This is a genomic window from Uniformispora flossi, from assembly GCF_049534875.1.
GTDB classification, from domain to species: domain Bacteria; phylum Actinomycetota; class Actinomycetes; order Streptomycetales; family Streptomycetaceae; genus Yinghuangia; species Yinghuangia aomiensis.
Genome location: NZ_JBMULZ010000007.1, coordinates 362,370 through 386,796 on the forward strand (window position 1 = coordinate 362,370; position 24,427 = coordinate 386,796).

Sequence of the window (24,427 nt, forward strand, 5' to 3'; positions counted from 1 at the left end):
CGGTCACGGCTTCGGGTTGTGACAAGACGGTCTCGTAGCGATCCCGACGCGGTCATGCCGTTTCGCGACGGTCGAGCCCATGACCACGATCCGCCGTTTCCGGACCCGTCCCCGACGCAACAGACTTGCCGCCTTCGGTGCCGCGGCGCTGCTCACGGCGGTGGCCGCGTGCTCATCGTCGCCGCCGCAGTCCGCCCCGCCGTCGTCGCCGTTCCCGGCATCGGTCGCGGGCGCGCCGACGGCCGGCGCCGCCACGACCGCGCCGAGGGGCGCCCCGCCCGCGGCGTACGCCTGGCCGGACGGCGGCCAGGCGGCGCTCCTCGTCGACGGCCAGGCCGTCCCCGTGTCGTCGGGCGAGACCAAGCCGACGCCGACGGCGAGCGTGGCGAAGGTGATGACGGCGTACGTCTTCCTCAAGGCGAAGCCTCTCGCCCCCGGTGCCTCCGGCCCCACGTTCACGATCTCCGCCGCGGAGGCCAACCGCTACGGCGAACGCGCCCGCCGCTCCGAAAGCCTCACCCCGGTCAAGGCCGGCGAGGGCTTCACCCAGCGCCGCGCGCTCGAAGCCCTGATGGTGGTGTCCGCGAACAACATCGCCCACGAGATAGCCCGCTGGGTCGACGGCGGCGACGCCGCCTTCGTCGCCCGCATGAACAGCACCGCCCGCGAGCTGGGCATGACCGCCACGACCTACACCGACCCGAGCGGCTTCGACCGGACCACCGTGAGCACCGCCGTCGACCAGGTCAAACTCTTCACGGCCGCGATGCGCGACCCGGCCTTCGCGGAGATCGCCGGGGTCCGCACCTACACCGCCCCCGGCAACCGCACCCAGCCGAACGGCAACACCCTCCTCGGCAAGGACGGCGTCATCGCCGGCAAAACCGGCTTCACCACCCCGGCCGGCGCCAACCTCGTCTTCGCCGCGGAACGCGAGATCAACGGCGTCAAGCGGCGGGTGATCGGGGCGGTGATGGCCCAGCACACGGGCAACACGGCAGCGGCGGCGATCGAGGCGAGCGACGAGCTGATCCGGTCGGTGGGGGAGGGGTGAGGTTGCGCCGCAGCGAGTGGGCGGCGCCGGCGCGGGTGCCGGTTCGCCACACCGCCGCTGTCCCGGACGACGCCGCCTTCACACCCCGCCGAAACCACCGAGGGTGCACTCCGCAATGCGCCCGTCCACCATGCCGACGACCACCCGCCCGCGCCCCACCACCGCCAGCGACAGCGGGTCCGTGATCTGGCCGTCGAGGCGCAGCAGGCCGCGGGACCGTACGGTGCCGTTGCCTGCGTCGAGGGCCACGACTTCGCCCGAGTCGAGGGCGGCGTACACGGCGTCCCCGTCGGTCTCGACCGCAGCAGGGGCGGCGTCCGTGGTGAATACCCACAGCGGTTCGCCTGACGGGTACGCGCGCCGCACCACGTAGCCGCTGCCCAAGCGCGTCTTACGGTCGCGGCGGACCCGGCCGCCGTGGATCAACGCCGGGCCTCCCGCGTCGTCCGTATGGAAGACGGCCGGTCCGCCCGAGACTTGGCCGCCGGGCCCGGGATCCCAGTCCAGGGGGAACAGCCGCCGCACCATTGCCGCGCCGCCCGGCGTCGGCGGGTCGACCGCGACGACCCACCGGTCCACCGTCCCCTGCACCCCCTCCCCCTGCAGGAACAGCAGTTCGGGCGAACGGCGCACCGGAAAGTGGTGCGCGAACAAGCTGTACTCGCCGACCTCCACGCGCACCGCTTCGGCGCCGTCCGGCCCCACCAGCACCGTCAGCGGTTTCTCGGCGGGTACGCGGCAGTCCCGCAGCGCCAGCCACCCGTCCGTGCGCATGACCGCGGCGACCGCGAAGCCCGGGTCCACCGTGCCGAGCACCGCGCCGTCCCGCACCGCGATCAGATCCACCAGGTACGGCTGCGGCTTCCACCCGCTGAACCCCCAGGTCGTCCGCGTGGTGCCGTTGACCCACACCGCCGAACCGTCCGGCGTGCACAGCAGCTCACGGCCGCCCTCCGCCTTGGCGACGGCCCACCGCAGCGTCCCATCCGGGTCCCAGCGCTCGACCTGGGCGCCGGGGTGCGTGGCCAGCAGCCCGCCGTCGGGCAGCGGCTCCACCGCCCACACCGGTCCGCGCGGGTCCCCGGCCGTCTCGATCTCGGCGTGCAGGCGCGCCACTTCGCGGGCGCTTTCGACGGGCGGCTCCAAAGGCATGAACTGCGGGGGAGCATAGGGGAGGCCGTCGACCGCGACCGACCGGCCGACGACCTGCGTCCAGTCCTCCCGCACCAGCAACTCGCGTACTTCGGAAGGGTCTTCCTCTGTCAGATCCTCGTCCTCGGACGTGGCCATCCGGACGTCGAGCGTCCGCACGTCGAGCCAGCGCAGGCCGGACACGTCGCGCTCGCCGTCGAATACCGAGACCGCCCGGCCGGAGCCGAGGTCGGCGAGGAGCAGTTCGCCCTCGAAGTACCAGCCCCCGGTGCCGATAGCGAGCAGCGGCAGCTCGGGGTGGAAGGCCAGGGCCTGCACCCGGTGTCGGGTGCGCAGCAGGTGGCGGAGCCCGTCGCGCGTGTAGATCCCGACCCGGTGTGCGGCGCGTCCGTCCGACACGTCCCGCCCGGGCCACTGCATGCCGCCCAGATACCCGGCGGCCGCGAGCACCCCCGAGCGGTCGTCGCGCGCGGCGAGGAACGGCCGGCCGATCTCCGCGTACGGCCTACTGCCCAGCACGCGGTGGACGACGAGCGGGTCGAGCGGTGCGGACGGCATACGGGGCGACTCCCGGGATCGATCGGTCTCCGCCCCACCGTTTCAGACCCGAATCGGCGAGCCGCGCTCCGACCCTGGCAAACCACGCCCCACGACACCGCACACCCTCACCCCAGCGGAATACCCACCCCCGCCCGCGGGCACAGGAGCCCCTCTACCGAACAACACGTCCGGCACAGGACAACAAATTCCAGAACAGGGCAACACATCCGGCACCGGGCAACACACCCGGCGAAACGGTCGGTCGGCGAGTGAGGGAGCGCATGGCGGCGGAAGAGGATCGTGTGGAAGCGGTGGAGCACGGCATCACCCGGCAGCTGCGGGACGCCATCACCCTCCGCGCCGCGCTCATCATGGCCGGCGTGCTCCTGCTCCAGCTCGGGTTCGCGCTGTCGTACATGGGCGCCTTCCACAACCCCAAGCCCCACAACGTCCCGATCACCGTGGTCGCGCCGCCGGCCGTGGCGCAGCAGCTTGTCGGACGGCTCAACGCCCTTCCGGGTGATCCCGTCCACGCCGTGGCCGTCGCCGATCCCGCCGATGCCCGCCAACGGTTGCTGAACCGCGACACCGACGCCGCGTTCCTCCTGAACCCGACCGGCCAGGTCGACACCCTGATGATCGCCTCGGCGGGCGGGCCCGCCGCCGCATCGGCCGCGACCCGGGTCGTGCAGGCGCTGGAGCAGGCGGAGAACCGGCAGGTCCGGATCGACGACATCCGGCCGCCCGCGCCCGGCGACAACGGCGGCCTGTCGTCGTTCTACCTGGTGCTGAGCTGGACCATCGGCGGCTACCTCGCCGCGTCCGCGCTCAACATGGCGGCGGGCTCGAAGAAGCCGACGCTGCCCCGCACCGCGGTCCGGGTGACGTCGATGCTGCCGTACGCGTTCATCTCCGGCATCGGCGGCGCGATCATCGTCGGCCCCGTCCTGGACTGCCTCCCGGGCGCGTTCTGGGACCTCGTCGGGATCGGAACGCTGGTGGTCCTCGCGTCCGGCGTGACGGCCGTCGCGCTGCAGTCCGTGGCCGGGACGATCGGGCTCGGCATCACCATCCTCGTCTTCACGATCCTCGGCAATCCCAGCTCCGGCGGCGTCTATCCGGCATCTCTCCTCCCGCCGTTTTGGCGCGCGATCGGCCAAGCGCTCCCGCCCGGAGCGGGCACGACCGTGGTCCGCAACACCGTCTATTTCGACGGCGCCGCCACGACGGGCGCGCTGTGGGTGCTCGGGGCCTGGGCGTTCGGCGGCCTGCTCGTGGCGATCGTGGCCGCGGTGGTGCGCGACCGGCGGAAGCCCGCCGCGGCACCGCAGGCCCCCGTGACCGTCTGACGCCTGCCCGGGGACGGGCCGCGCGGGTGTGGGACGGTGGGCCCGGACCGAAGCACGCGCGGGCAAGGGGGCGGCATGACCACGTCGGGTATCGAACTCCTGCTGCACAGCGCGGATCCAAAGATCGCCGCGCAGGTCCGCCGACGGGTGACCGATACTCGCGACGCCGCCGCACCGCCCACCGCCGAACCCCGGGTCGACTGGCCCGTCGTGGCCGCCAAGCACCTCGCCGACCCGCTCTCCGCTCCCGAATGCGCCGCGCTGGTCGCCCGCCGCGACTGCCCTCGCGAGGCCGCGCTCGTGCTGGTCGCCGCCCTCGCACCGGGGCGGCGCACCCACGCGACCGACGCCCTGGAAGCAGCGCTGCGCCGCGGCATCCTGACCCCGCGCGACGTGCTGTGGGAGGCGAGGCCGGGCTGGTCGGCGATGCGCACCGTCGAGCAGTACGCGAGCGTGCGGGACGGTGAACTGCTCGCGCCCGTCGACCGGCTCCTCGACGAGTCGGCCGCGCTGCTGCCCGGCAACGGCGGCTCGCCACGTGACGCGGAACTCTCCGAAGACGACGCCGTCGCCGCCTGGCTGTGGCTGATCACGCATGCCCCGACCTACTCCGGCACGTTCCCGGAGCTGTGCGCGCGGGCGGTCGAGGAGGGCCTGACCCGCGATCCCGGCAAGCCCCTGGCGCTCCCGGAACGTGCGCTTCCCCGAGTGCAGGGCCTGACCCAGGAGCCGTGGCGGGCCCACACCCCCGCCGGCATGCTCGGCCGCGCACAGCCGGGGATCGTCGACCGGGTCGTCGCGTTCCTGCCGGTGTATGCGATCAGCGGGATCATCGAACACCGCCGCCTGCCGCCGCACGTCGCGATTCCGGTGATCCGGCACCGGCCCGACCTGGCCGGACCGGTGGCCGGGCGGATCCGCCGCACCCCGGAAGCCGTCGCCGAGATCCTCGCGCTGAACCTGCCGCACGTGCACGGCGGACTGCTGTACTACGCCCCGGACATCGCCGGAGCGCACCGCGTCCACCTCGCGACCCGCATCAACGCCCCGGACCGTATCCGGCTCGCGTCCTTCGACCGGCAGCGCATGCGCCACCTGACGGAGGCCGAGGACCCCGCGGACCCGGCGGCCCTCAGGTGCGCCTTGGCGGTGTACGGGCACCACCCCGACCTGATCCGCGAAGCCCTGCGCCTTTACCAGGAACGCCTCGGCACCGCCGGCATCCTGCGCGGGTTGCTCAGCCTGTGGCAGTGCCGCGGCCGCACCGCGCTCCTCGACCCACGCGTGTCGCGGCTCTTGACGGGGGAATGCGCGGACATCGCCCAAGCGGCCCTCCGAAGCCCGCTCGGCTACCGCCGCCTCCGCGCCGCGCTCGCCGAACACGAAGAGCCGCTCGCGCTGACAGCCGCAATCCGCCGCAACCCGCACCAGGCCTACCGGCCGTTCCCGGCGTCCTTCTGGCCGGTCCTGATCGACGAACACGCCCGCGACCCGCTCCCCAAAGCCGCCGCCCGCATCCTCGCCCTCAACCCCGACGCCCCGGCCGCCTTCACCCTCGGCGTCTGTACCGCCGACCCCGACGCCGCCCCGATCCTGGCCCACCGCTCCGGCGCCCACGCCCAAGCGGCGCTGCGGCACCACCCGCTCCCGCCACCGGAACCGTTCCGCCGCCCTGACCGCGGCGACCCCGATGTCCCCTGGTATGTGCGGGAGTTGACGCACAAGACGATCACCCTGAGCGAGTTCGCCGACCTGGCCTTCCCCGCCCAACGCCTCCTGCAGGCGATCGACGCCTTTGCCCCCTACTTCCCCGACGGGGCAGCGGAAGCCCGCGACCACCTCGCGGCCCGAGCCGACACCAGCCTGGGCGCCGACCCGGAAGCGTGGGTGATCGCCGCCCGTATCCTCCCGGACTTCCCCGGCACCTTCCCGGAACTGGTCACCACGGCCGCGGCGGCGGCCTACCACGCCTGACGCGTCCGGCGGCTAAAGGCCCTTGTCCCCGGACTCGGCGGGGCCGCCGGGCGGGTCCGCCGCCTCCCCGCGCGGCCCCGGCAGAGCCGCATCGCCGATGTCGTCGCTGTCGTCGCCGTCCGCAGGCTCGTCCAGGCTTCCGCGCACCGCGGCCAACTTGGCGGCCAGCGAAGCCGATCTGGCACGCAACGCCTTGCCGCGTTCGGTCTTGGCACCGGCGTGCGGGGAGGCGGCTTGGGTGACGGGGATGCCGTGTGCCGCCGCCGTGGCGACGAGGCCTTCGCCGACCTCCGGCAGGTTCGTCATCACCGCCGCGGCGAACAAGCCGCCGGTGAGGGTCTTGGTGCGCCCGAGTGCGCCCTTGACGACGATCTCGCAGGGGAGCAGCCGGTCCTGCCGGTCGGCCTGCTCGCTCGCCGCCAGCACCAGGGTCAGCAGGCCCTCGGCAGCCATCGCCACCAGCCGCTTGCGGCCCGGGATCGGCGGGAACAAGCCGCGGATGCGGTCGACTTCGTAGTCGATCATGGCGTCCGGCAGCAGGTCGGCGGCGCTGTGCACGCGCACCTCCACAACCTTGTCCCACGACACGTCCGCATCGTCGAAGCCCACCGAGTCCGGGCCGATCGCGATCTTGCCGAACCCGTCGAGCCCGCCGAGCAGCTTGGCGGCGGCACCGGGCACCCGGGGGTGGCTTGCCACGATCGTGCCGAACGACAGCTCCCACGGCTCGGCGACCGGCAGCCCCGGGCGCGGCTGCGCGTCCAGGGCTTTGCGCACCCACCCGTCCTCGGTCCCGCTCCCCAACGTCGCCCGCTTCGCCGCCGCCAGCCCGGAGACCGCCTGGCGCCCCGCCCCGCGAGCCGCGTCCCGTATACCCATTGCCCTACCCCGAACTTCGATGCGCGCGGGCCCTGGCCGGACCCGGAACCCTGCCGATGAACCTCCGTAACCTACCGCCGGTCCGCGTCAGCCGCGCGGGCGGTTGATGCCTCCCACAACTTAATAACCCAACGCATCGCAACTCTGGTGCAGAGACCGGCGAGCTATTACGTTGTCGCCAGCAACATACTCGGACTGGCCCGCCCAGAAGGGAAGTTGCACCATGCGTACGAGAACCCTCGCCCTGGCACTGCCCCTTGGCCTCGTCGCGGCATTCGGTGTCGCCGCCTGCTCCGACGACGGCGGCGACAAGCCCAAGGTCGGCGTGATCCTCCCGGACAGCAAGTCCTCGGCGCGGTGGGAGACCGCCGACCGCAAGTACCTGAGCGAGGCCTTCAAGGCCGCCGGCGTCGACTACGACATCCAGAACGCCCAGGACGACAAGGCGCAGTTCCAGACCATCGCCGACCAGATGATCACCAACGGCGTCAACGTCCTCATCATCGTCAACCTGGACAGCGGTACCGGAAAGGCCGTGCTGGACAAGGCCAAAGCGCAGGGCGTGGCGACCATCGACTACGACCGCCTGACCCTCGGCGGCAGCGCGCAGTACTACGTCAGCTTCGACAACGTGAAGGTCGGCACGCTCCTCGGCCAGGGCGTCGTCAAGTGCCTCACCGACGCCAAGGCCGCCAAGCCGGTGATCTCGTACCTCAACGGCTCCCCGACGGACAACAATGCGACGCTCCTCAAGCAGGGCTACGACGGCGTGCTCAAGCCGAAGTTCGACGCGGGGGAGTACGTCAAGGGCCCCGACGAGGCGGTCCCCGGCTGGGACAACCCCACGGCCGGCACCATCTTCGAGCAGATGCTCGTGCAGAAGCCCGACATCGCCGGCGTCGTGGCCGCCAACGACGGACTCGCCAACGCGGCCATCGCCGCGCTGAAGAAGCAGAAACTCAACGGCAAGGTCCCCGTCACCGGACAGGACGCCACCACCGAAGGCCTGCGCAACGTGCTGGCCGGCGACCAGTGCATGACCGTCTACAAGCCGATCAAGCAGGAAGCCGACGCCGTCTCCCGGCTCGCCATCGGACTCGCCAAGGGCGAGAAGCCCACCGCGCCCGGCACCGTGCACGACCCGGAAGGCAACCGCGACGTGCCCTCCGTCCTCCTGGAACCGCAGTCGATCTTCAAGGCGAACGTCAACGACGTCGTCAAGGACGGCTACGCCACCAAACAGGACGTGTGCGCGGGCGATTTGGCCGCCAAGTGCGCGGAAGTCGGTGTCAACTGACGCTCGCACCCGCGAAGATGCACGGACCGCGCGAGGAGGGCCGACCGTCGTGCCGACACCGCAACCGCACCGCCGTGAGGAACCCGGACACCCCGGGGAAACCGCACCGATCCTGCAACTCCGGGGCATCAACAAGAGCTTCGGACCCGTCCACGTGCTGCGCGACGTCGACCTGACCGTCCGCGCGGGCGAAGTCACCGCGCTGGTGGGCGACAACGGCGCCGGCAAGTCCACGCTGGTCAAGTGCATCGCGGGCATCTACCCGACGGATTCCGGCGCTTACCTCTTCGAGGGGCAGCCGGTGAAGGTGGACAGCCCGCGCGCCGCCGGAGCGCTCGGCGTCGAGATCGTCTACCAGGACCTCGCGCTGTGCGACAACCTCGACATCGTCCAGAACATGTTCCTCGGGCGCGAACGCACCCGCGGGCTCGTCCTCGACGAACCCACGATGGAGGAGATGGCGGCCCGGACCCTGGAGAGCCTGTCGGTGCGCACCGTCGCGTCCGTCCGGCAGCGGGTGTCCGGGCTGTCCGGCGGCCAGCGGCAGACCGTCGCCATCGCCAAAGCCGTGCTGTGGAACAGCAAAGTGGTGGTGCTGGACGAGCCCACCGCCGCGCTCGGCGTCGCCCAGACGGCCCAAGTCCTGGACCTGGTAAGGCGCTTGGCCGACAACGGGCTCGCCGTCCTGCTGATCTCGCACAACATGAACGACGTGTTCGCGGTCGCCGATCGCATCGCCGTGCTGTACCTCGGCCGCATGACGGCCGAGGTCAGCACGTCCGACGTGACGCACTCCCAAGTCGTGCAACTCATCACCACCGGGCGCGGCGGGACCCTGACCCGCGACGAGAACGGAGACCCGGCATGACCACCGGAGCGCTGCCCCGCGACGCCGCGGACCCGCCGGCCGCGTCGCCGCCCCCGTCACCGACCGCCGACTACCTCCGCGGCTACCTCGCCAAGCTGCGGGGCGGCGACATGGGCGTCCTCCCCGCCCTGCTCGGCCTGGTCATCCTGGTCACGGTCTTCTCGGTGATGCGCCCGCGGTTCCTCTCCGCGGGCAACTTCGCCAACCTGTTCACCCAGGGCGCCGCCGTCACCGTCATCGCGATGGGCCTGACCTTCGTCCTCGTCCTCGGCGAGATCGACCTGTCCGCGGGCTTCGCCAGCGGCGTGTGCGCCGCCGTCGCCGCGGTGCTCATGGACAGCCACGGCGCGCCCTGGTACCTGGCCACCGCGGCGGCGCTCCTCACCGGCGCCGTCATCGGCATGGTCATCGGCGTGCTGGTGGCCAAACTCGGCATCCCGTCGTTCGTCGTGACGCTCGGCGGGTTTCTCGCCTTCCAAGGCGTCCTGCTGATGATCGTCGAGAACGGCAAGAACGTCCCGGTCCGCGACAAGACGATCCTCGCCGTCGCCAACAACAGCATGCCGCCGTGGCTCGGCATCGTCCTCGCCGCCCTCGCCGTCGGTGCCTGGGGCGCCGCCCAGTTCGCCCGCGACCTCGGCCGCACCCGCCGCGGCCTCGCCGCGCCGCCGCGCGCCGTCACCGCCATGCGGGTCGGCGCCCTGGCGGTGGCCGTGGGCGTCGGGGTGTACGCGCTCAACCTGGAACGCAGCCACAACGCCGCCCAAGTCTCCCTGCGCGGCGTCCCCATCGTCGTACCCGTCATCGTCGTGCTGCTGGCCGCCGGCACGTTCCTGCTGCGGCGCACCGCCTTCGGCCTCAGCCTCTACGCGGTCGGCGGCAACCGCGAAGCCGCCCGGCGCGCGGGCATCGACGTCGACCGCGTCCGGATATCCGCCTTCGTCATCTGCTCCACCCTCGCCGCCGTCGGCGGGATCATCGCCGCATCCCGCGCCAACTCGGTCGACCCGAACACCGGCGGCAGCAACGTCCTGCTGTACGCGGTGGGCGCCGCGGTCATCGGCGGAACCAGCCTGTTCGGCGGCAAGGGCCGGGTCCTCGACGCGGTCGTCGGCGGCGCCGTCGTCGCGGTCATCGACAACGGGATGGGACTCATGGGGTACAGCGCGGGCGTCAAGTATGTTGTCACCGGCTCGGTGCTGCTGCTCGCGGCCGGGGTGGACGCGCTGTCCCGGAAGCGGGCCGAAGCCGTGGGCCTGCGGTAGCCGGCGCCGGGCAGCGGCGACGGCCGACGGCGGGGGAGCACGGCAGGAAGGACAGGACCGCAACCGCATGCGCGCAGCACCGACGCAAGAGGACATCCGCCGCCAGAACCTCGGCGCGCTGCTGCGCCGCGTCCACCTCCTCGGCCCGGTCTCCCGGGCCCAGCTCACCGCCGGCATGGGCCTCAACCGCAGCACCATCGGCGCGCTCACCGCGGACCTCACCGAAGCCGGCCTCGTCCTGGAGGAACTCCCGCGCGACACCGCCGGACGCGGCCGCCCCTCCCTCGTCGTCCGGGCCCGCTCGCAAAGCGTCTACGCGCTGGCGTTCGCGGTCGGCGCGGACCGCCTCCTCGCCGCCCGCGTCGGCCTCGGCGGCGTCGTCCTCGACCGCCGAGAAGTGGAACGCCCCGGGGGCGCCTTCGGCCTCGACGAAAGCGTCGAACGGCTGGCCGACTTCGCCGCGCACCTCACCGCCTCCGCCGAACCGCAGGCGCTCTGCGTCGGCGCCGCCGCCGCGGTCCCCGCCGCGATCGCCCGCGACGACGGCCCGGCACACGCCCCGCCCGGCCCCGAACGCTACGGCGCGCTGCTCGCCGACGCCGCCGGCCGCACCGTCCGGGTCGGCACCACCGGCAACCTCGGCGCCCTCGGCGAACACACCCGCGGCGCCGCCGTCGGCCACGACGACGCGGTCTACCTGCACGGCGACGGCGGCATCAGCGGCGGCATCATCGCCCGCGGCCGCCCGCTGACCGGCGCCGACGGCTTCGCCGCGGAACTCGGCCACATGGTCGTCAACCCGCACGGCCGCCGCTGCTGGTGCGGCTCCACCGGCTGCTGGGAAACCGAGATCGGCGAACCGACGCTCCTCACCCGCGCCGGACACCCCGGTACCCGCGGCCGCGACGCCGTCCACCGCGCCGTCGACGCCGCCGCCCGCGGCGACAAGGACGCCGAGGAAGGCCTCCGCAGCGTCGGCGACTGGCTCGGCATCGGCGTCGCCAACCTGGTGAACATCCTCAACCCCAGAATCGTGATCTTCGGCGGCACCCTCCGCCTGGTGTACCCCGCAGCCGCCGCCCAGGTCCGCAGCCGCATCAACCGCACGACCCTCCCCACACACCGCGAACACCTCCGCCTGCGCACCGCCCTCCTCGCCGACGACGCCCCCCTCCACGGCGCCGCCGAACTGGCCTTCACGGAACTGTTCGAGAACCCTTTGGAGTTCACCCCGGCGTGAGGAGCCGTCGGCTGCACGGTCGCCGGGCTGACTTGATGGGCCCGGTCGACCCGACGGGCCCCGTGGACCCCGTGGACCCGGCGGACACCGCCCGCCGGCGCTGCTCACCCGCACTCGCCGACGACGCCTCGCCGCACGGCGTCGCGGAACTGGCTTTAGCGGAACTGCGCGAAAGCTTTTTGGAGTTCACCCAGCATGAAGGGCAGCCCGCCACACCCGTCGCCGGGCTGACTCGGCGGACACCGGTCTGCCGGCCCTGCTGGCCGACGACGCCCCGCTGCACGGCGCGGAACTCGCGTTCGCGGAACTATGCGAGAAATTGCCGGAGTTCACCTCGGCGTGAGGGCCGTCGGCCGCACCTGTCGACAGGCTGACCCGATGGACCCGATGGACCCGATGGACCCGATGGACCCGATGGACCCGATGGACCCGATGGACCCGATCGGCCCGATCGGCCCGGCGGGCGCCAGCCCGCCGGCTCCGCTCGCCGGCGCCTCGCTGCACGGCTTCGCGGAACTCGCGTTCGCGGAAGTGTTCGAGAGACTCTTTGGAGTTCACCTCGGCGTGAGGGCAGCCGACCGCGTCCGTCGACCGGTGGATCCGGTGGACCGCTTGCGGTCCACCGCACCTCCGATCTGCCGCCCCGCCGGACGGCAACGGCAACGGCATCGGGACCGGGCCCGGCCGTCACCATTCCGGCCGCCGTCCCGCTCACCCACCGCCTGGCTATCCTTGCCCGATCACCCGCCGCACCCCGTCGAGGAGGCCCGCATGCCCGGCGACCAGCCCAAAAGCCTCTCCACCGACCGCCTCCTCCTCCGCCAGTGGCGGCCCTCCGACGCCGAGCCGTTCGCCCGGCTCAACGCCGACCCCGCGGTGATGGAGCACTTCGTGGCCCCGCTGGACCGGGCGGCCAGTGACGCCATGGCCGGGCGCTGCCGTGCGGCGATCGAGCGCGACGGCTGGGGGCTGTGGGCGGCCGAGGTGCGCGCCACAGGGGAGTTCATCGGGTTCATCGGCCTGGCGAAGCCGAACTTCGACGCACCGTTCATGCCCGCGGTCGAGATCGGCTGGCGCCTCGCCCGGTCCGCCTGGGGGAAGGGCTACGCGACCGAAGGGGCCACCGCCGCGGCCGCCTTCGGTTTCGACAACGTGGGACTGTCCGAGATCGTCTCGCTCACCGCGGCGGGGAACCTGCGGTCCCGCGCGGTCATGGAACGCCTCGGCATGACGCACGACCCGCGCGACGACTTCGACCACCCCCGAATCCCCGAAGGCCACCGGCTGCAGCGCCAGGTCCTCTACCGGCTGCGCCGCGGTGCCGGATAGCCGGTCCGCCCCGCCGGGCGCCGCCACCACGGCCTGGCACGGCATGCCCCCGGTCGGGCGCCGAGGACCTCGCGGATGCGCTCCACGGCCGCACGCCCCGAGACCACCGCGCCGTCCATGTAGCCCAGCGACGTCGGGCTGAGGTTGCCGCCCGCGAAGACCACCCGGCCGTGTGGTTCGAGGAACGCCGTGGGCAGCGCCCACTGGCCGGGCTTCGGGGCGAACCGGGCGCCGCGGGCGTACGGGTCGGCGTTCCAGTCGTTGCATGCCACCTCGACGACCCGGGCCTCCGGGAAGACCCGGCGCAGCTGTGTGGTGAGGGCGTCCGGGTCCGCCGGGTCGAGGGTCCCGGCAGACCGAAGCAGATGACCAGCGCGTCCTCCGAGCCCGTGGCCTCGGTGCCGTGCCGATCGCGCCGGTCAGTGCCGCAGGCCACAAAGCGACCCGCTGCGGCAGCACGGCTGCCGGGCCGCGCCCCGCTCCACTACCGCCTGTCCCTGCCGGGCCGAGGAGGTGCACGACGGCATGCTGCCGTACCGGGGTCGCCAGGAACCGAATGCGGCTGAAGACCTCGTCGTGGTGCTGCCATTCCGCCCGGTCACCGCATCCGTCGTCCCGAACAGCACGTTCCATCCGTCCAGCAGCGGGACGCTGACCCGGTCGTCCTTCGTCGGGCTCATCCTCACACATCGAAGGGCCCGGGTCGTCCCCGTCGAGGGGCCGACCCGCCGTCGGCTGCGCCGGGTCGGCGTTGATGCGGGCCCTGGCCGGCCACGACACGATCGTGCGGTGCATGGCGTCGCGGTGGCCGAGTTCGGCGGCGCTGGACAGCGCTTCGAGGAGTTCGGCGGTGAACACGCGGACCTCCTGCTCGTCCGAGTACCGACCCAGGGGAAGACGTTCGGCAGGGCGAGCAGCAGCGACGGGACGCGTCCTGGTGGGTGACCGCAGACTGCCGAGCTCTTTGTCTTGGCGGCCACAGCCTTCGGGTTCCGCGACAGATCACTAAAGGAGACGGACTCCGGCTAGGCCCCGGGTGCACCGTGCTCATCCGGGCTACTGGCAGGGGCTCGTGCGCCCAACTTTGCGTGTCATCCGTGATTGGCGCGATGGCCGTGGTGATCACTCCCGAGCACGATACGGCACGGCCCGCTACAGATACGTCCGTCCTCCCGCCGGCGACTGGCGCGGTCGGGCAGACGTGAGGGCACGCGCCCCCGTGCGCTTCCTGCCTATTGCGCGTGCGTGATTCGGCCGTTTCGCGTCCGGCGCAGGGCCGATGATCACGCCCCCGGGACCACGACGGACCTCGGCCCGGCGGTCGGCCGGACGAGCGTTGCGCCGTGAGCCGCGACACGTACAGGGAGTGGATATGAAGAGTTCGGTCGGACGCGGGGTCTCTCGGCGAGGGTTCCTCGGCGCGGCGGCAGGCGTGGCTGTCGCCGGCTACAGCGCGACCGCGGGACGATGGGTGACGTCCGCGGAGGCGGCCGAGAGCTCGTTCAGCCAGGTCCCGCGGCTGGCCGGTGCGTTGGTGCTGGACGCCGCAACCCGGGCGGCCAACTCGACGGACGCCGGCCACATGACCGCGGGCGTCCCCTACGCCGTGCTCTCCCCGGCGTCCGTGGACGACGTGCGGGCCATGATGCGCTTCTGTGCGGCGAACCGCATCCCGGTGGCGACGAACACCGGGCGCAACAGCGTGTTCGGCCAGACGCTGGTGAGCGGCGGACTGGTCGTCAACGCCAAGTCGCTGAACACCATCCACGCGATCTCCTCCGCAGGCGCGGACGTCGACGCCGGTGTCCAGTGGTACGACCTGATCGGCGCGGCGTTCCGACAAGGCCTTACCCCTGCGTCCATCACCGGATACACCCAGCTCGGCGTGGCAGGCACCCTCTCGATCGGCGGTCTGGGCGCGTCGACCACCAACCGCGCGGTCCCGCAGGCTTCCATGGTCAAGCAGATGCAGGTGGTCACCGGCGCCGGAGACCTCGTCGAGTGCTCCCGCACGCGCAACAGCGATCTGTTCAAGGCGATGTTGGCCGGACAGGGGCAGTGCGGCGTGATCGTCCGGGTCACGATCGACCTGATCCCCGCACCGCGGTACGCCCGCGTCTACCGTTCGGCACCGTACCCCGACGTGGCGAGCTGTCTGAACGACCTTCGCACGCTCGCGGAACGCGGCGGACAGCCCGGCGCGTTCGACTTCGTGGCCAGCGCGAACATTCCCGGCGTGCTCGACCCGCTGCCGATGAGCCTGCTCGGCGCGGTGTTCTACGACGACCCGACCGGCGTCCCGTCCACCGACACCCTGACCCGCGGCTGTTCCCCCACCACGCAGCAGGCCCAGTACATGGACATGGGTTACCTGGACTATGTGTACCTGGTCGACCAGCAGGTGAATGCCTGGCGCACCGCGGCGGACTGGGACGCGCTGGTCAAGCCGTGGTTCAACGTCATGGTTCCGGACAGCCGCATTCTGGAGTTCGCGGAGTCCGTCATCCCGGCGCTGACCGCGGAGGACGTCAGCCCGACCACGTTCCTCATCGTCTGCCCTGCGCTCACCAGTGCTTTCACGGACGACTTCCCGCTCTTCCGGGCGCCCTCCCAAGCCGGCGGGCGGTGGGGCTGGCTGTGCGGCATCCTCACCAACTCGGCCACCCCCCAGCCCGATCCGGACTTCGTTACTCGCATGCTGGCCCGCAACTATGCGTGGTGGCAGCGCGCGACGGCGCTCGGTGGCACCCGTTACGTCGAAGACGCGGTCCCCTTCACCAAGACCGACTGGAAGACCCACTACGGCCCCGTCTACCCCCAATTCGCGGCCTGGAAGCGGCGCTTCGACCCGTACAAGATCATGACCCCGGGTGCTGGCATCTTCTGAGTGGCTTCATGGCGAGGCCGCAAGCGTGCGGGAGTCCGCCGGGGAGTTGCGGGTCGTGGAGGTGTGTGTCGGTGGACCGCGAGTACTACGTGCACGCGATGGCTCTCCGGGCAACCGGGCCTGGTGTCCTGCTGATGGATGACACCGGCAGGCCCCATGGGGGAACCGCTGGGAATATTGGAGTGGGTGGATCCCAGCCTCCCGGCCAACCGGGGTTTCGTGAGGTCGGTCGGACAGCGAACGTCCGCACGCTGTAGGGATACCCGTCGCTCGTGCGCGACAGTGAGCACCACGACCAAGGGGAGCGAGAAGGGGGCGCGGCCGCAGCGGTCGCGCCCCTTCCGCCTCCCTGCTGTCTCGCCTGCCACCAGTCGGCCCTCGCCTCGACGCTGGTCGAGTCGGTCGGCTGTGAGCTCTTGGCGCGGCGGCTCTTCGTGTTGCTGATCCCGGCGCCGCGGCCAGGACCGCACACGGATCGGCGGCACCGCCTTCGCCTTGGCCGTTGACGAGCAGCCCGACGTCAGCATCATGGCTGCCATGGCGACCCCGCGTAACGGCAGGTCACCGCGACCGTGCGACCGGCTCCCCGGACTCCGCCAACGCATAGAGCAGTTCGTACGCCGCCTGCACCACACGGCACGACCGTCCCCGCCGGGTCGCCAACGCGACCAGCGCCGTGCCGGTCGGCGGATGGAACCCGGCGTAGGCCTGCTGTCCGAACGTCGCCCCCGGGTGGAACAGCAGCGGACCGTGCTCCGCCGGATGCCGGATCCACCCGAGCGTCTGGCCGCTGCGCCGCGGCCACCCGTGCTCCAGTTGCAACGCACATGCGCTGCGCAAGGCCTCGGCGAGCGGAGTCGCGTCCGGCGCCAGATGCGCCTCGGCGTACGCGAGCAGATCACCGGGCGTGGCCCGGACCGCCCCGGCGGGCGCGAACGCGCCCATCCCGGTGGACGGGACGACGGTGGTGCCGTCCCCGGCACGCCCCACGGCGTCCCCGGGTACATCCGCGCGCCCCAGGTCGGCCGCGGTCTCCGCGAGCCCGAGCGGCCGCAGCACCCGTTCGTCCAACAGCGCGTCGTAGGGCTTCCCGGCCGCTTCGGCGAGCGCCCGCCCCAGCAGCGCCATCCCGAAGTTCGAATAGTGCCAGCGCCGACCCGGCGCGCTCCGGAGCCGGGCCCCCGCGAACGCCCGCAGCAGCCGTGCGTCGCCGTATCCGGTGTACGGGTTGTGGTGCGGCCGGGTCAGCGCGCCGAGCACCAGATCGCGCGGAATCCGCGGCAGCCCGGACGTGTGGGTCACCAGGTGCCGCAGGCTCATCCCGGGCGCCCGTCGATTCCTCGCCGGCAGGTAGTCGGCGACCGGGTCGTCGAGCCCGATCACCCCGCGAGCCGCCATCTCGCACGCCAGCAGGCAGGTGAACGTCTTCGTCAGCGACCCGAGTTCGTAGCGCTGGCCGGTGCGGGGCACGGTCGGCTCCGGCGCGCTTCCGCCGGACACCACGGTCCGACGGCCGCGCACCGAGACGGCGACCACGACATCGGGGGCGTCGACCGCGCGCAGCATCGCGGCGAGGCGCTCGTCGGGTTCGCTCGGACGGGCCGGGGCCGGGGCCGGGGCGGCGGTCGGTGCGGGTGCGGTGCTCGTCATCAGGCGTCCATCGCCCGCGACGTGGCCATCGCGGACGCGAATGCGGCCACCAGCGTGGGGTGGTGGACCTGGTCGAACACGTCGTCCGCATCGCCCTCCGGCATCCCGCCCTGCACGGGCATCGCCCCGGACCCGTCCTGCGCGGCCGCGTACCGCTCCCACACCGAGGCGTCCAGCACCGGCCGCGGCAGGCAGGTGTCGACGACCAGCAGCTCGCCGAGCAGGTCCCAGTGCCGCAGATCGGCCCAGTCCTCCAGCCACGCCGGCAGGTACAAGGTGAGGTACTCGGCAAGCCGCGGCGGCATCCGGTCCCGGCCCTCGCCCCAGTTGGTGATGTGGAAGACCGTGTGCGTGATGTCGTACCCGATGTGCAGCTGCACCGTCCACGGCTCCGGAAGCCGTCCCAGCCACGTCCGGCCGAGCGCCTCGTCGAAGTCGCCGCTGGGTTCGAGCCCGATCCGGGCTTCCGCGCCGAGCACGGCCAGCCGCCGGGCGGGCTGCATCTCCAGCGCCGCCCAGGTGCGGGTCCGCTGCGACGCGGCGATGGACGCCTCCAGGCCGGGGTGCCGGTAGCCCTCTTCGTGGAACGGCGCGTAGATCTCCAGCGGGATCGGCGAGAACAGTTCGTCGTCCTGCAGCCGGGCGAGCACGTTCCCGCCGTCGAGCAGCTCACGCCACGCGAAGTCGAGGAGCGCTCCGCCGCGGGCGCGCTGCCGCGAGCCGGCCACCCCTTCGCGGAACAGCACGCGCATGTTGACGGCCAGCTCGCCGATCGGCTTGAGCCGGTCGACCAGGTCGACCGGCGTGGTCTGCTCGTCCTCGCGGAGCCGGAAGTACTCGCGGTGCGCGTCGAGCCAGTCCAGCGCGCGTTCGCCCACCTGGTGCAGCAGGGCAGGGGATGCCATCGTCGTCGTGGTCACCGTGCCGCCTCCGTCGCGACGAGCGCCGGTACCGGCGCGGTTCGGGCCAGCGTCGCGGCGAACGCCGCGACCAGCGTGGAGTGGTAGCAAGCAAGGAAGTCCGCGGCCGGGTCGGCGGGACGCGGCTCCGTGCCGGTCTCCGGGAGTCCGCCGTCCGCGTCCTGCGCCGCGGCGAGCCGCCGCCAAGCCGCCGCGATGTCGACGGAACCGGCCGCGTCGACGGCGTCCACACACGCGGCGACCGCGAGCAGTTCCCCCGCCAAGTCCCACGACCGCTCGTCGAGCCAGCAGTCGAGCCACGTGGGCAGCCACAGCCGGAGGTAGCCGGCGGCCTCCGCAGGCAGGCGGTCGCGGTGGCGCCCCCAGTCGGTGACGTGGAAGACGTCGTGCGTGAGGCCGTACGCGCCGCGCCGGTCCAGCGCCCACGGCTCCGGTAGCAGCCCGAGCCACGTGCGGGCGTAGTCGGCGGCGAAGTCGTCCTCCCAGGCCTGGGACGCGCCCCCGCGGGTGCGGTCCTCGGCATTCAGCACACCGAGTGACCGGGTCGGGTCCGAACGCGGTACCCGCCAGCTCAGCGGCCGGGTGAGGGCGTCCACCAGCGCATCGGTATCCGGGTGGCGGAGCCCCGCCCGGGCGAACACGCCGTAGATCTCCACCGGGTAGGTGGCATGCGGCTCCGCACGCAGCAGTTCGGCGAAAACCTCGCCGTCCGCGGTCTGCGCCCATGCGAAAGCGAACAGGCTTTCGGCCCGCGTCCGCAGCTCCCGGCGCGGGTGTACGGACGCGATCAACCCCGCCAGCTCCGCCAGTTCCCCCAGCGGCTTCAACGTCCGATCGACGTCGACACCCGGCTCGGCGATGTCGGCGGGCAACCGGAACCGGTCGCGCCGGGCGTCCAGCCACCCGAGCGCACCGTCGGCCACCCGATCGACCAGGTCCGCGGCGTCCGAGTCCTCCGGGGCGCCCGCCGTCACCGGCCCCGCCCGAAGAACCGCTGCGCCGCCGCCACATGCAGGTCGACGCGCGGGTCCGCGGCGCCGAGGCGGCCGACGAACACCAGCCCGGTGTCCAAGCCGAGCGTCTCCGGGACGTCCGGCAGCCGGGCCAGCCACCGCCCGACGCCCGCGGCCTGCAGCCAGTCGCGGCGCCGGACCGCGCGTACGAAGCCGCGGGACAGGTCGTCGACACGCGGCGCGAGGTTGGCCGCGAGCCCGTCGGCCAGGCCCGGAACGGCGAGCGCGGCAAGTTGCGACACCCGGTGCGCGAGGCGCTGCCACGGGTCGGTGCCGGTCCACGCCATGTCGGCGTCGGGGACCGGCGGCAGGGCGCCGTCGGCAGGGAGGAAGCGGCGCGCGGCCTCGGCCAGTCCGCCGTAACTCCACACGGACACCTCGGACGCATCCGCACCGGGCGGGTAAGCGGCCAGTGCCATGCGCACCGACTGCGCATGGCCGGCATCCGCCGTCGGCGGCGGGTGGCCCAGCGCGTAAGGCGCCAGCACGTCCGCGCCGAGGACGCGTACGGCCGCCGGCGCGAAGGGGTTGTCGGGATGCAGGATGCCGGACACGGCATCGGGGCCGCCCCCGCCCCGAAGGGCGAGGGCGACCCCGGAGGCCGCATCGGCGATCACGGAGCGCAGAGCGTCTGCGTTACCGGCCAACGCGGGTTACTCCTCAGCTGCGGGACGGCTTCTTCGGACGCGGCGTCGGCGGAGCGATGAGGAGCAGCCCCAGCGCCAGAAGCGCGCCGGCGCATTCGCGGGTGTCGTGGTAGATGCCGTCGGGTTCCGGGCTGTCGACGAGGCTCTCGACCTCGATCGCCAGAGCGGCGCTGTCCGTCTTCGTGTGCTGAATGCCCATTGCCGTTCCACTCCTTCAGGTGGGGGGGACATGTCCCACCTTTGAGAACCCCGCGGGGGAGCGCAATCGGACAGTCGGGTGACGGCCGAGAGGCCCAATACGGCGTCCGTATACGGTGTTTGGCCCGGCGCAACGGGGCGGGAAGACGCTGTAGGTGCTTCGCTACACCTGCAGGCGGACCCGACTATCACCCCAAGAGTTACGCCATGTGGGTTACGCCGCGGACGACCACAGCCATGAGACGGCGGCGGAGGGCGGCGCCGAAGGCATGTGGGAGATGGGGAGGAATACCGTGGCCGATTTCGAAGTGTTGTGGCAGATCCTGAGGCCGCCTTCGGCGCATGGCCGCTGGGAGGCGGCGTGGCCGGGGCTTGAGCGGGAACTGGGGTCGACGTGGACTCGGACGAGGACGGGGCATGAGCACGGTGGTGAGGAGTGATCGTCCTCGCGCGTGACTCTTCCGTATTTGCGCGGGCACCAGTGAGATGCAGGGGCCGATTGTCGGCCGCTCACGGTGCAAGGAGTAGGTGTGGCCCAGGAACGCATCCCGTTGTCCGCGCGTCTCGACGACGACGAACGTGCTGTCGTCGAGGTGGTTGCGGACTTCGTGGATCGGCAGGTTCGGCCGGGTGCCCGGGATCTCGAACACGCGAACGCCTACCCGGAGGACCTCATCGAGCAGATGAAGCGCCTGGGTGTGTTCGGGCTGCTCGCTCCCGAGGAGTACGGGGGTGTGGACGTGTCCACGGCGTGCTTCTCGTTGGTGACGGCCGAGTTGGCGCGGGGGTGGATGTCGCTCGCAGGGGCGATGGGCAGCCACTCGGTGGTCACGTATCTCGTCAAGACGTTCGGTACGGAGAAGCAGCGGGACACCTACCTCCCGCGGCTGGCCACCGGAGAGATCCGGGCGGCGATGGCGCTGACCGAGCCGGGCGGCGGGTCGGACCTGCAGGCGATGCGTACTACTGCGGTGCTCGATGGGAACGTGTGGCGGATCTCCGGCAGCAAGACGTGGATCACGTCGGCGCGGCGCGCCGGGGTCATCGCGTTGCTGTGCCGGACGCGGCCCGCGGAGGGCAAGGGCTTTTCCGTGCTGCTTGTGGACGCGGGCTCCGGCTACCAGGTCTCCCGGGACCTGCCCAAGCTCGGGTACAAGGGCGTGGAGAGCTGCGAGCTGCTGTTCGAGGACGTGCGGGTGCCGGCCGATGCGGTCCTGGGCGGGGTGCCGGGGCGCGGGTTCGCGCAGATGATGCGGGGGCTGGAGATCGGACGGGTGCAGGTCGCCTCGCGGGCGGTCGGTGTAGCCCAGGCCGCGTTGGACGATGCGGTGCGCTATGCCCAGGAGCGGCACAGTTTCGGGCAGCCGATTTGGCAGCATCAGTCGGTGGGGAATCTGCTCGCCGACTCCGCGACCAAGCTGCGGGCCGCGCGGCTGCTCACGCTGGATGCGGCGGCGTCGATCGACGCGGGGCGACGGGCCGACATGGAGGCCGGGATGGCGAAGCTGTTCGCCTCCGAGGTGTGCCTGGAGGTCGCCACCAACGCGCTGCGCGTGCACGGCGGGCACGGCTACTCCACCGAATTCGACGTCGAACGCTACTTCCGCGACGCGCCGTTGATGATCGTCGGCGAAGGAACCAACGAGATCCAGCGCGGGGTCATCGCCAAGCAGCTCATCGCCCGCAACCCGGCACCAGGGGCGGGGGACCGATGACCCGCAGGCAAGCCGACACAGGCGGCGGCTACGTGGACTTGTTCGCCGACATCGCGGCGACGTGGCGTCCGGACCCGATCGAGGTCACTGAGACCATCACCGCCGGCCCCGCGCGTGATCTCGCCGCTCTGCTCGGCACCGACCCGCCGGTCGACGTGCTGCCGCCGCTGTGGCATTCCGTCTACCTGCTCGACCGCCCGACCCGCGCGGAACTCGGCGACGACGGCCATCCGCGGGACGGCTACCTGCTGCCGCCGCTGCCGGAACGCCGGCGGATGTTCGGCGGCGGCGTGGCGGAGTTCGTCGCGCCGATCCGGATCGGAGAGACCGTCACGCGCCGGTCGGCGGTTGCCAATGTGCGCGTGAGCGAAGGCCGTTCGGGAGCCTTACTGCTGGTCAGGGTGCAGCACACGTATCTCGTCAACGGTGTCGAACGCGTCTTTGACCACCACGACTTGGTATACCGCGATCCCACTGCGGCGCGACCTGCTTCCGCTTCGGATGTGGAGGATGCCGAAACGCCGAAGAAGGTGTCGTGGCGGATCACTCTCCCCACCGACCCGGTGACGCTGTTCCGGTTCAGCGCCCTCACCGCGAACGCCCATCGCATCCACTACGACCACCCGTATGCCACCGAGGTCGAGGGACACCCCGGTCTCCTCGTGCACGGCCCGCTGCTGGCGCTCGCGATGCTCGAACTCCCGCGTCGGTACGCTCCGCAGGCTTCCGTCTGGACCTACGCCTACCGCTTCCGCCGCCCCTGTCATGCGGGCGCGCCGGTGGAGATCACCGGACGACGCGACGGCGCGGACGTCCTCATGTTCGCCGGACCGTCCACGCACATCAGCGGCTTTGCCTCCCTGACGAGGCCGCAGTAGTGGACAGGTCAGCCGTCGACCAGGTCGCTCCAGAACGCGACGTGCGCCGCGTCGACCGAGTCGGCCGCGGCCGCCCCGAACTCCCGCGCCAGATAGTCCGCCAATGACGTGCCGCGCACCTCGACCGCGCTGCGCCGCACGGCGAGCACCGGCTGATCCCACGCGTCCGCGACGCCGGGCAGGTAGCAGTTGCCGTGGACCGGCACCAGACGCGGGGCCTTGGCGAGGTGCCAGCGGGCCGACTTGAGGACGTGTTTGCGCTGCGCGGGCTTGGCGCCCCAGGCGGCGGGCCAGAAACCGGCGTTCTCGACGTCGAAGACGACGCCCTCGGCCGGCAGGCCGAGCTGCATGCGGAGAGCGGCGGTACCGCCGTCGCGCCAGTCCGGCCAGCCGGGGCCCAGGGGGAGCGCGGCGGTGAGGAACAGGCGGTGTTCGGGGGCGAAGGTGAAACCGTAGGACTCCTCGGCCGCGCGCAACTCGGCGGGGTCCAGGCCGGGACCGTACGCGACACCGCCCGCGTCGAGCAGCTTCCGCAGACTGTCACCCGTGGGGCGGGAGGCGGAGGAATCGGGCGGGGGAGGAACGGTGCCGGTCACAGGGACAGAGCGTACTTCCCGACGGCGGCGGGGGCGGACGGCGCGGAACCCGCGCCGATCCCGTCGGGACCGTCATGTTCGGTTCGGGGGAATCCGGGCAACCTTGACGCGCCACCCGGCGCACTGGCACCCCGAGATCGGAGAAGGCGGCCATGACGAGTCCGAAGCCCGTCCTGTTCATTCACGGCCTGTGGTTGCACGCGTCGTCGTGGGAGCCGTGGATCGAGCTGTTCGAGCGTGCGGGGTACGCGCCGTCGGCGCCGGGCTGGCCCGGCGATCCCGCGACGGTCGCCGAGGCGCGTGCGAACCCGGACAGCATCGCCGACCACGGCATCGACGACGTGGTGGAGCACTTCGCAAGGATCATCCGGGGGCTGGAGGCGCCGCCGATCCTGATCGGGCATTCCTTCGGCGGCATGATCGCGCAGAAGCTCCTCGGGCAGGACCTGGGCGCCGCCGCGGTCGCCATCGACGCCGCGCAGATCAAGGGCGTGCTGCCGGTGCCGCTGTCCGCGCTGCGGGCGACGCTGCCGGTGTTCAAGAACCCGGCGAACCGGCACCGCGCGGTGTCGCTCACCGCCGACCAGTTCCGCTTCGCGTTCGGCAACGCGGTGTCCCCGGACGAGTCCGACGCGCTGTTCGAACGCTGGACGATCCCCGCCCCCGGCAAACCCCTGTTCGAAGCCGCCGCGGCCAACTTCAACCCGCACTCGCCCGCCAAGGTCGCCACCGCCAACGTCGGCCGCGGTCCCCTCCTGCTGATGAGCGGCGGCAAGGACCACACCGTCCCCCAGTCGGTCACCCGCGCCACCCTCAAGCAGTACCGCCACTCCGAAGCCGTCACCGACATCGTCGACTTCCCCGACAAGGGCCACTCGCTGACCATCGACAGCGGTTGGCGCGAGGTCGCGGACACGGCGCTGACGTGGCTTCGGGGGCAGGGTTTGTAGCGTCGGTCCGGTTCGGCCGCGCACAC

General features: G+C 72.2%; 21 protein-coding genes. 12 read left to right on the forward strand and 9 right to left on the reverse strand.

Annotated features, from left to right (window positions below):
- The first annotated feature begins 79 nt into the window (after positions 1 to 79).
- Entirely contained in the window at positions 80 to 1,054 is a 975-nt protein-coding gene (locus ACPA54_RS18830) for a D-alanyl-D-alanine carboxypeptidase family protein (protein WP_423531233.1), read from the forward strand.
- A 78-nt stretch (positions 1,055 to 1,132) separates the two neighbouring features.
- Here ACPA54_RS18830 and ACPA54_RS18835 read toward each other — a convergent pair whose 3' ends face one another.
- Positions 1,133 to 2,764 (reverse strand): hypothetical protein, encoded by a 1,632-nt coding sequence (locus ACPA54_RS18835; RefSeq protein WP_423531235.1) that lies wholly within the window; start codon positions 2,762 to 2,764, stop codon positions 1,133 to 1,135.
- A 263-nt stretch (positions 2,765 to 3,027) separates the two neighbouring features.
- Here ACPA54_RS18835 and ACPA54_RS18840 point away from each other — a divergent pair, with 263 nt between their 5' ends.
- Together ACPA54_RS18840 and ACPA54_RS18845 are read left to right on the forward strand one after the other, a co-directional pair.
- Positions 3,028 to 4,095, forward strand: coding sequence for a DUF3533 domain-containing protein (locus ACPA54_RS18840; RefSeq protein ID WP_423531237.1), 1,068 nt, complete (start codon positions 3,028 to 3,030; stop codon positions 4,093 to 4,095).
- Between the two features lie 75 nt (positions 4,096 to 4,170).
- Positions 4,171 to 6,069, forward strand: a complete 1,899-nt coding sequence (locus ACPA54_RS18845; RefSeq protein WP_423531239.1) for a hypothetical protein — start codon at positions 4,171 to 4,173, stop codon at positions 6,067 to 6,069.
- Positions 6,070 to 6,081: 12 nt separating this feature from the next.
- Here ACPA54_RS18845 and ACPA54_RS18850 read toward each other — a convergent pair whose 3' ends face one another.
- Positions 6,082 to 6,948 (reverse strand): hypothetical protein, encoded by an 867-nt coding sequence (locus tag ACPA54_RS18850; RefSeq protein ID WP_423531241.1) that lies wholly within the window; start codon positions 6,946 to 6,948, stop codon positions 6,082 to 6,084.
- A 223-nt stretch (positions 6,949 to 7,171) separates the two neighbouring features.
- Here ACPA54_RS18850 and ACPA54_RS18855 point away from each other — a divergent pair, with 223 nt between their 5' ends.
- The 5 genes from ACPA54_RS18855 (at position 7,172) to ACPA54_RS18875 (ending at position 12,947) form a co-directional block, all read left to right on the forward strand.
- Positions 7,172 to 8,245 (forward strand): sugar ABC transporter substrate-binding protein, encoded by a 1,074-nt coding sequence (locus ACPA54_RS18855; RefSeq protein ID WP_423531243.1) that lies wholly within the window; start codon positions 7,172 to 7,174, stop codon positions 8,243 to 8,245.
- A 49-nt stretch (positions 8,246 to 8,294) separates the two neighbouring features.
- Positions 8,295 to 9,113 carry an ATP-binding cassette domain-containing protein gene (locus tag ACPA54_RS18860; RefSeq protein ID WP_423531245.1) on the forward strand — a complete coding sequence of 273 codons (819 nt, stop codon included), beginning with the start codon at positions 8,295 to 8,297 and terminating at the stop codon, positions 9,111 to 9,113.
- Complete coding sequence (locus tag ACPA54_RS18865; RefSeq protein ID WP_423531247.1) at positions 9,110 to 10,378, forward strand: sugar ABC transporter permease; 1,269 nt, start codon at positions 9,110 to 9,112, stop codon at positions 10,376 to 10,378. The genes ACPA54_RS18860 and ACPA54_RS18865 overlap by 4 nt, the downstream gene beginning before the upstream one ends.
- 67 nt (positions 10,379 to 10,445) lie before the next feature.
- Positions 10,446 to 11,618, forward strand: a complete 1,173-nt coding sequence (locus ACPA54_RS18870) for an ROK family protein (RefSeq protein WP_423531248.1) — start codon at positions 10,446 to 10,448, stop codon at positions 11,616 to 11,618.
- 771 nt (positions 11,619 to 12,389) lie between these two features.
- Complete coding sequence (locus tag ACPA54_RS18875; RefSeq protein WP_423531250.1) at positions 12,390 to 12,947, forward strand: GNAT family N-acetyltransferase; 558 nt, start codon at positions 12,390 to 12,392, stop codon at positions 12,945 to 12,947.
- Here ACPA54_RS18875 and ACPA54_RS18880 read toward each other — a convergent pair.
- Complete coding sequence (locus tag ACPA54_RS18880; RefSeq protein ID WP_423531306.1) at positions 12,920 to 13,312, reverse strand: FAD-dependent oxidoreductase; 393 nt, start codon at positions 13,310 to 13,312, stop codon at positions 12,920 to 12,922. The two genes, ACPA54_RS18875 and ACPA54_RS18880, sit on opposite strands and share 28 nt — an antisense overlap.
- 1,007 nt (positions 13,313 to 14,319) lie before the next feature.
- On the opposite strand from ACPA54_RS18880, the gene ACPA54_RS18885 reads away from it, so the two are divergent.
- Positions 14,320 to 15,834, forward strand: a complete 1,515-nt coding sequence (locus tag ACPA54_RS18885; protein WP_423531252.1) for an FAD-binding protein — start codon at positions 14,320 to 14,322, stop codon at positions 15,832 to 15,834.
- A 561-nt stretch (positions 15,835 to 16,395) separates the two neighbouring features.
- Here the strand turns inward: ACPA54_RS18885 and ACPA54_RS18890 are convergent.
- Genes ACPA54_RS18890 through ACPA54_RS18910 form a run of 5 tightly spaced genes read right to left on the reverse strand, consistent with a single transcriptional unit; the run spans position 16,396 to position 20,263 of the window.
- Entirely contained in the window at positions 16,396 to 17,484 is a 1,089-nt protein-coding gene (locus ACPA54_RS18890; protein WP_423531253.1) for a serine hydrolase domain-containing protein, read from the reverse strand.
- Positions 17,484 to 18,389: a DUF6895 family protein gene (locus ACPA54_RS18895; RefSeq protein ID WP_423531308.1), complete on the reverse strand. Its 906-nt coding sequence runs from the start codon at positions 18,387 to 18,389 to the stop codon at positions 17,484 to 17,486. Before ACPA54_RS18895 ends, ACPA54_RS18890 begins: the two co-directional genes overlap by 1 nt.
- Positions 18,390 to 18,400: 11 nt before the next feature.
- The gene (locus tag ACPA54_RS18900) at positions 18,401 to 19,378 is read right to left on the reverse strand and encodes a DUF6895 family protein (RefSeq protein ID WP_423531255.1); all 978 of its coding nucleotides are present in this window, start codon (positions 19,376 to 19,378) and stop codon (positions 18,401 to 18,403) included.
- Complete coding sequence (locus ACPA54_RS18905) at positions 19,375 to 20,064, reverse strand: serine/threonine-protein kinase (RefSeq protein WP_423531257.1); 690 nt, start codon at positions 20,062 to 20,064, stop codon at positions 19,375 to 19,377. The genes ACPA54_RS18900 and ACPA54_RS18905 overlap by 4 nt, the downstream gene beginning before the upstream one ends.
- A gap of 13 nt (positions 20,065 to 20,077) precedes the next feature.
- Complete coding sequence (locus tag ACPA54_RS18910; protein WP_345677757.1) at positions 20,078 to 20,263, reverse strand: hypothetical protein; 186 nt, start codon at positions 20,261 to 20,263, stop codon at positions 20,078 to 20,080.
- A gap of 529 nt (positions 20,264 to 20,792) precedes the next feature.
- On the opposite strand from ACPA54_RS18910, the gene ACPA54_RS18915 reads away from it, so the two are divergent.
- Positions 20,793 to 21,977, forward strand: a complete 1,185-nt coding sequence (locus tag ACPA54_RS18915) for an acyl-CoA dehydrogenase family protein (protein ID WP_423531259.1) — start codon at positions 20,793 to 20,795, stop codon at positions 21,975 to 21,977.
- Positions 21,974 to 22,855 carry an HTD2 family dehydratase gene (locus ACPA54_RS18920; RefSeq protein ID WP_423531261.1) on the forward strand — a complete coding sequence of 294 codons (882 nt, stop codon included), beginning with the start codon at positions 21,974 to 21,976 and terminating at the stop codon, positions 22,853 to 22,855. The genes ACPA54_RS18915 and ACPA54_RS18920 overlap by 4 nt, the downstream gene beginning before the upstream one ends.
- 8 nt (positions 22,856 to 22,863) lie before the next feature.
- Here ACPA54_RS18920 and ACPA54_RS18925 read toward each other — a convergent pair whose 3' ends face one another.
- A complete protein-coding gene (locus ACPA54_RS18925; RefSeq protein ID WP_423531263.1) occupies positions 22,864 to 23,451 on the reverse strand; it encodes a hypothetical protein in 588 nt (195 codons plus the stop codon).
- Between the two features lie 152 nt (positions 23,452 to 23,603).
- On the opposite strand from ACPA54_RS18925, the gene ACPA54_RS18930 reads away from it, so the two are divergent.
- Positions 23,604 to 24,401 (forward strand): alpha/beta hydrolase, encoded by a 798-nt coding sequence (locus ACPA54_RS18930; protein WP_423531265.1) that lies wholly within the window; start codon positions 23,604 to 23,606, stop codon positions 24,399 to 24,401.
- Positions 24,402 to 24,427: the final 26 nt, after the last annotated feature.

Excerpts from the sequence above, each read along its gene's own strand:
- ACPA54_RS18855 (WP_423531243.1), top strand. The coding sequence starts at position 7,172 with ATGCGTACGAGAACCCTCGCCCTGGCACTGCCCCTTGGCCTCGTCGCG.
- ACPA54_RS18890 (WP_423531253.1), bottom strand. The coding sequence starts at position 17,484 with ATGACGAGCACCGCACCCGCACCGACCGCCGCCCCGGCCCCGGCCCCG.
- ACPA54_RS18875 (WP_423531250.1), top strand. The coding sequence starts at position 12,390 with ATGCCCGGCGACCAGCCCAAAAGCCTCTCCACCGACCGCCTCCTCCTC.
- ACPA54_RS18930 (WP_423531265.1), top strand. The coding sequence starts at position 23,604 with ATGACGAGTCCGAAGCCCGTCCTGTTCATTCACGGCCTGTGGTTGCAC.
- ACPA54_RS18850 (WP_423531241.1), bottom strand. The coding sequence starts at position 6,948 with ATGGGTATACGGGACGCGGCTCGCGGGGCGGGGCGCCAGGCGGTCTCC.
- ACPA54_RS18845 (WP_423531239.1), top strand. The coding sequence starts at position 4,171 with ATGACCACGTCGGGTATCGAACTCCTGCTGCACAGCGCGGATCCAAAG.
- ACPA54_RS18835 (WP_423531235.1), bottom strand. The coding sequence starts at position 2,764 with ATGCCGTCCGCACCGCTCGACCCGCTCGTCGTCCACCGCGTGCTGGGC.
- ACPA54_RS18885 (WP_423531252.1), top strand. The coding sequence starts at position 14,320 with ATGAAGAGTTCGGTCGGACGCGGGGTCTCTCGGCGAGGGTTCCTCGGC.
- ACPA54_RS18895 (WP_423531308.1), bottom strand. The coding sequence starts at position 18,389 with ATGGCATCCCCTGCCCTGCTGCACCAGGTGGGCGAACGCGCGCTGGAC.
- ACPA54_RS18910 (WP_345677757.1), bottom strand. The coding sequence starts at position 20,263 with ATGGGCATTCAGCACACGAAGACGGACAGCGCCGCTCTGGCGATCGAG.
- ACPA54_RS18920 (WP_423531261.1), top strand. The coding sequence starts at position 21,974 with ATGACCCGCAGGCAAGCCGACACAGGCGGCGGCTACGTGGACTTGTTC.
- ACPA54_RS18830 (WP_423531233.1), top strand. The coding sequence starts at position 80 with ATGACCACGATCCGCCGTTTCCGGACCCGTCCCCGACGCAACAGACTT.
- ACPA54_RS18840 (WP_423531237.1), top strand. The coding sequence starts at position 3,028 with ATGGCGGCGGAAGAGGATCGTGTGGAAGCGGTGGAGCACGGCATCACC.
- ACPA54_RS18865 (WP_423531247.1), top strand. The coding sequence starts at position 9,110 with ATGACCACCGGAGCGCTGCCCCGCGACGCCGCGGACCCGCCGGCCGCG.
- ACPA54_RS18870 (WP_423531248.1), top strand. The coding sequence starts at position 10,446 with ATGCGCGCAGCACCGACGCAAGAGGACATCCGCCGCCAGAACCTCGGC.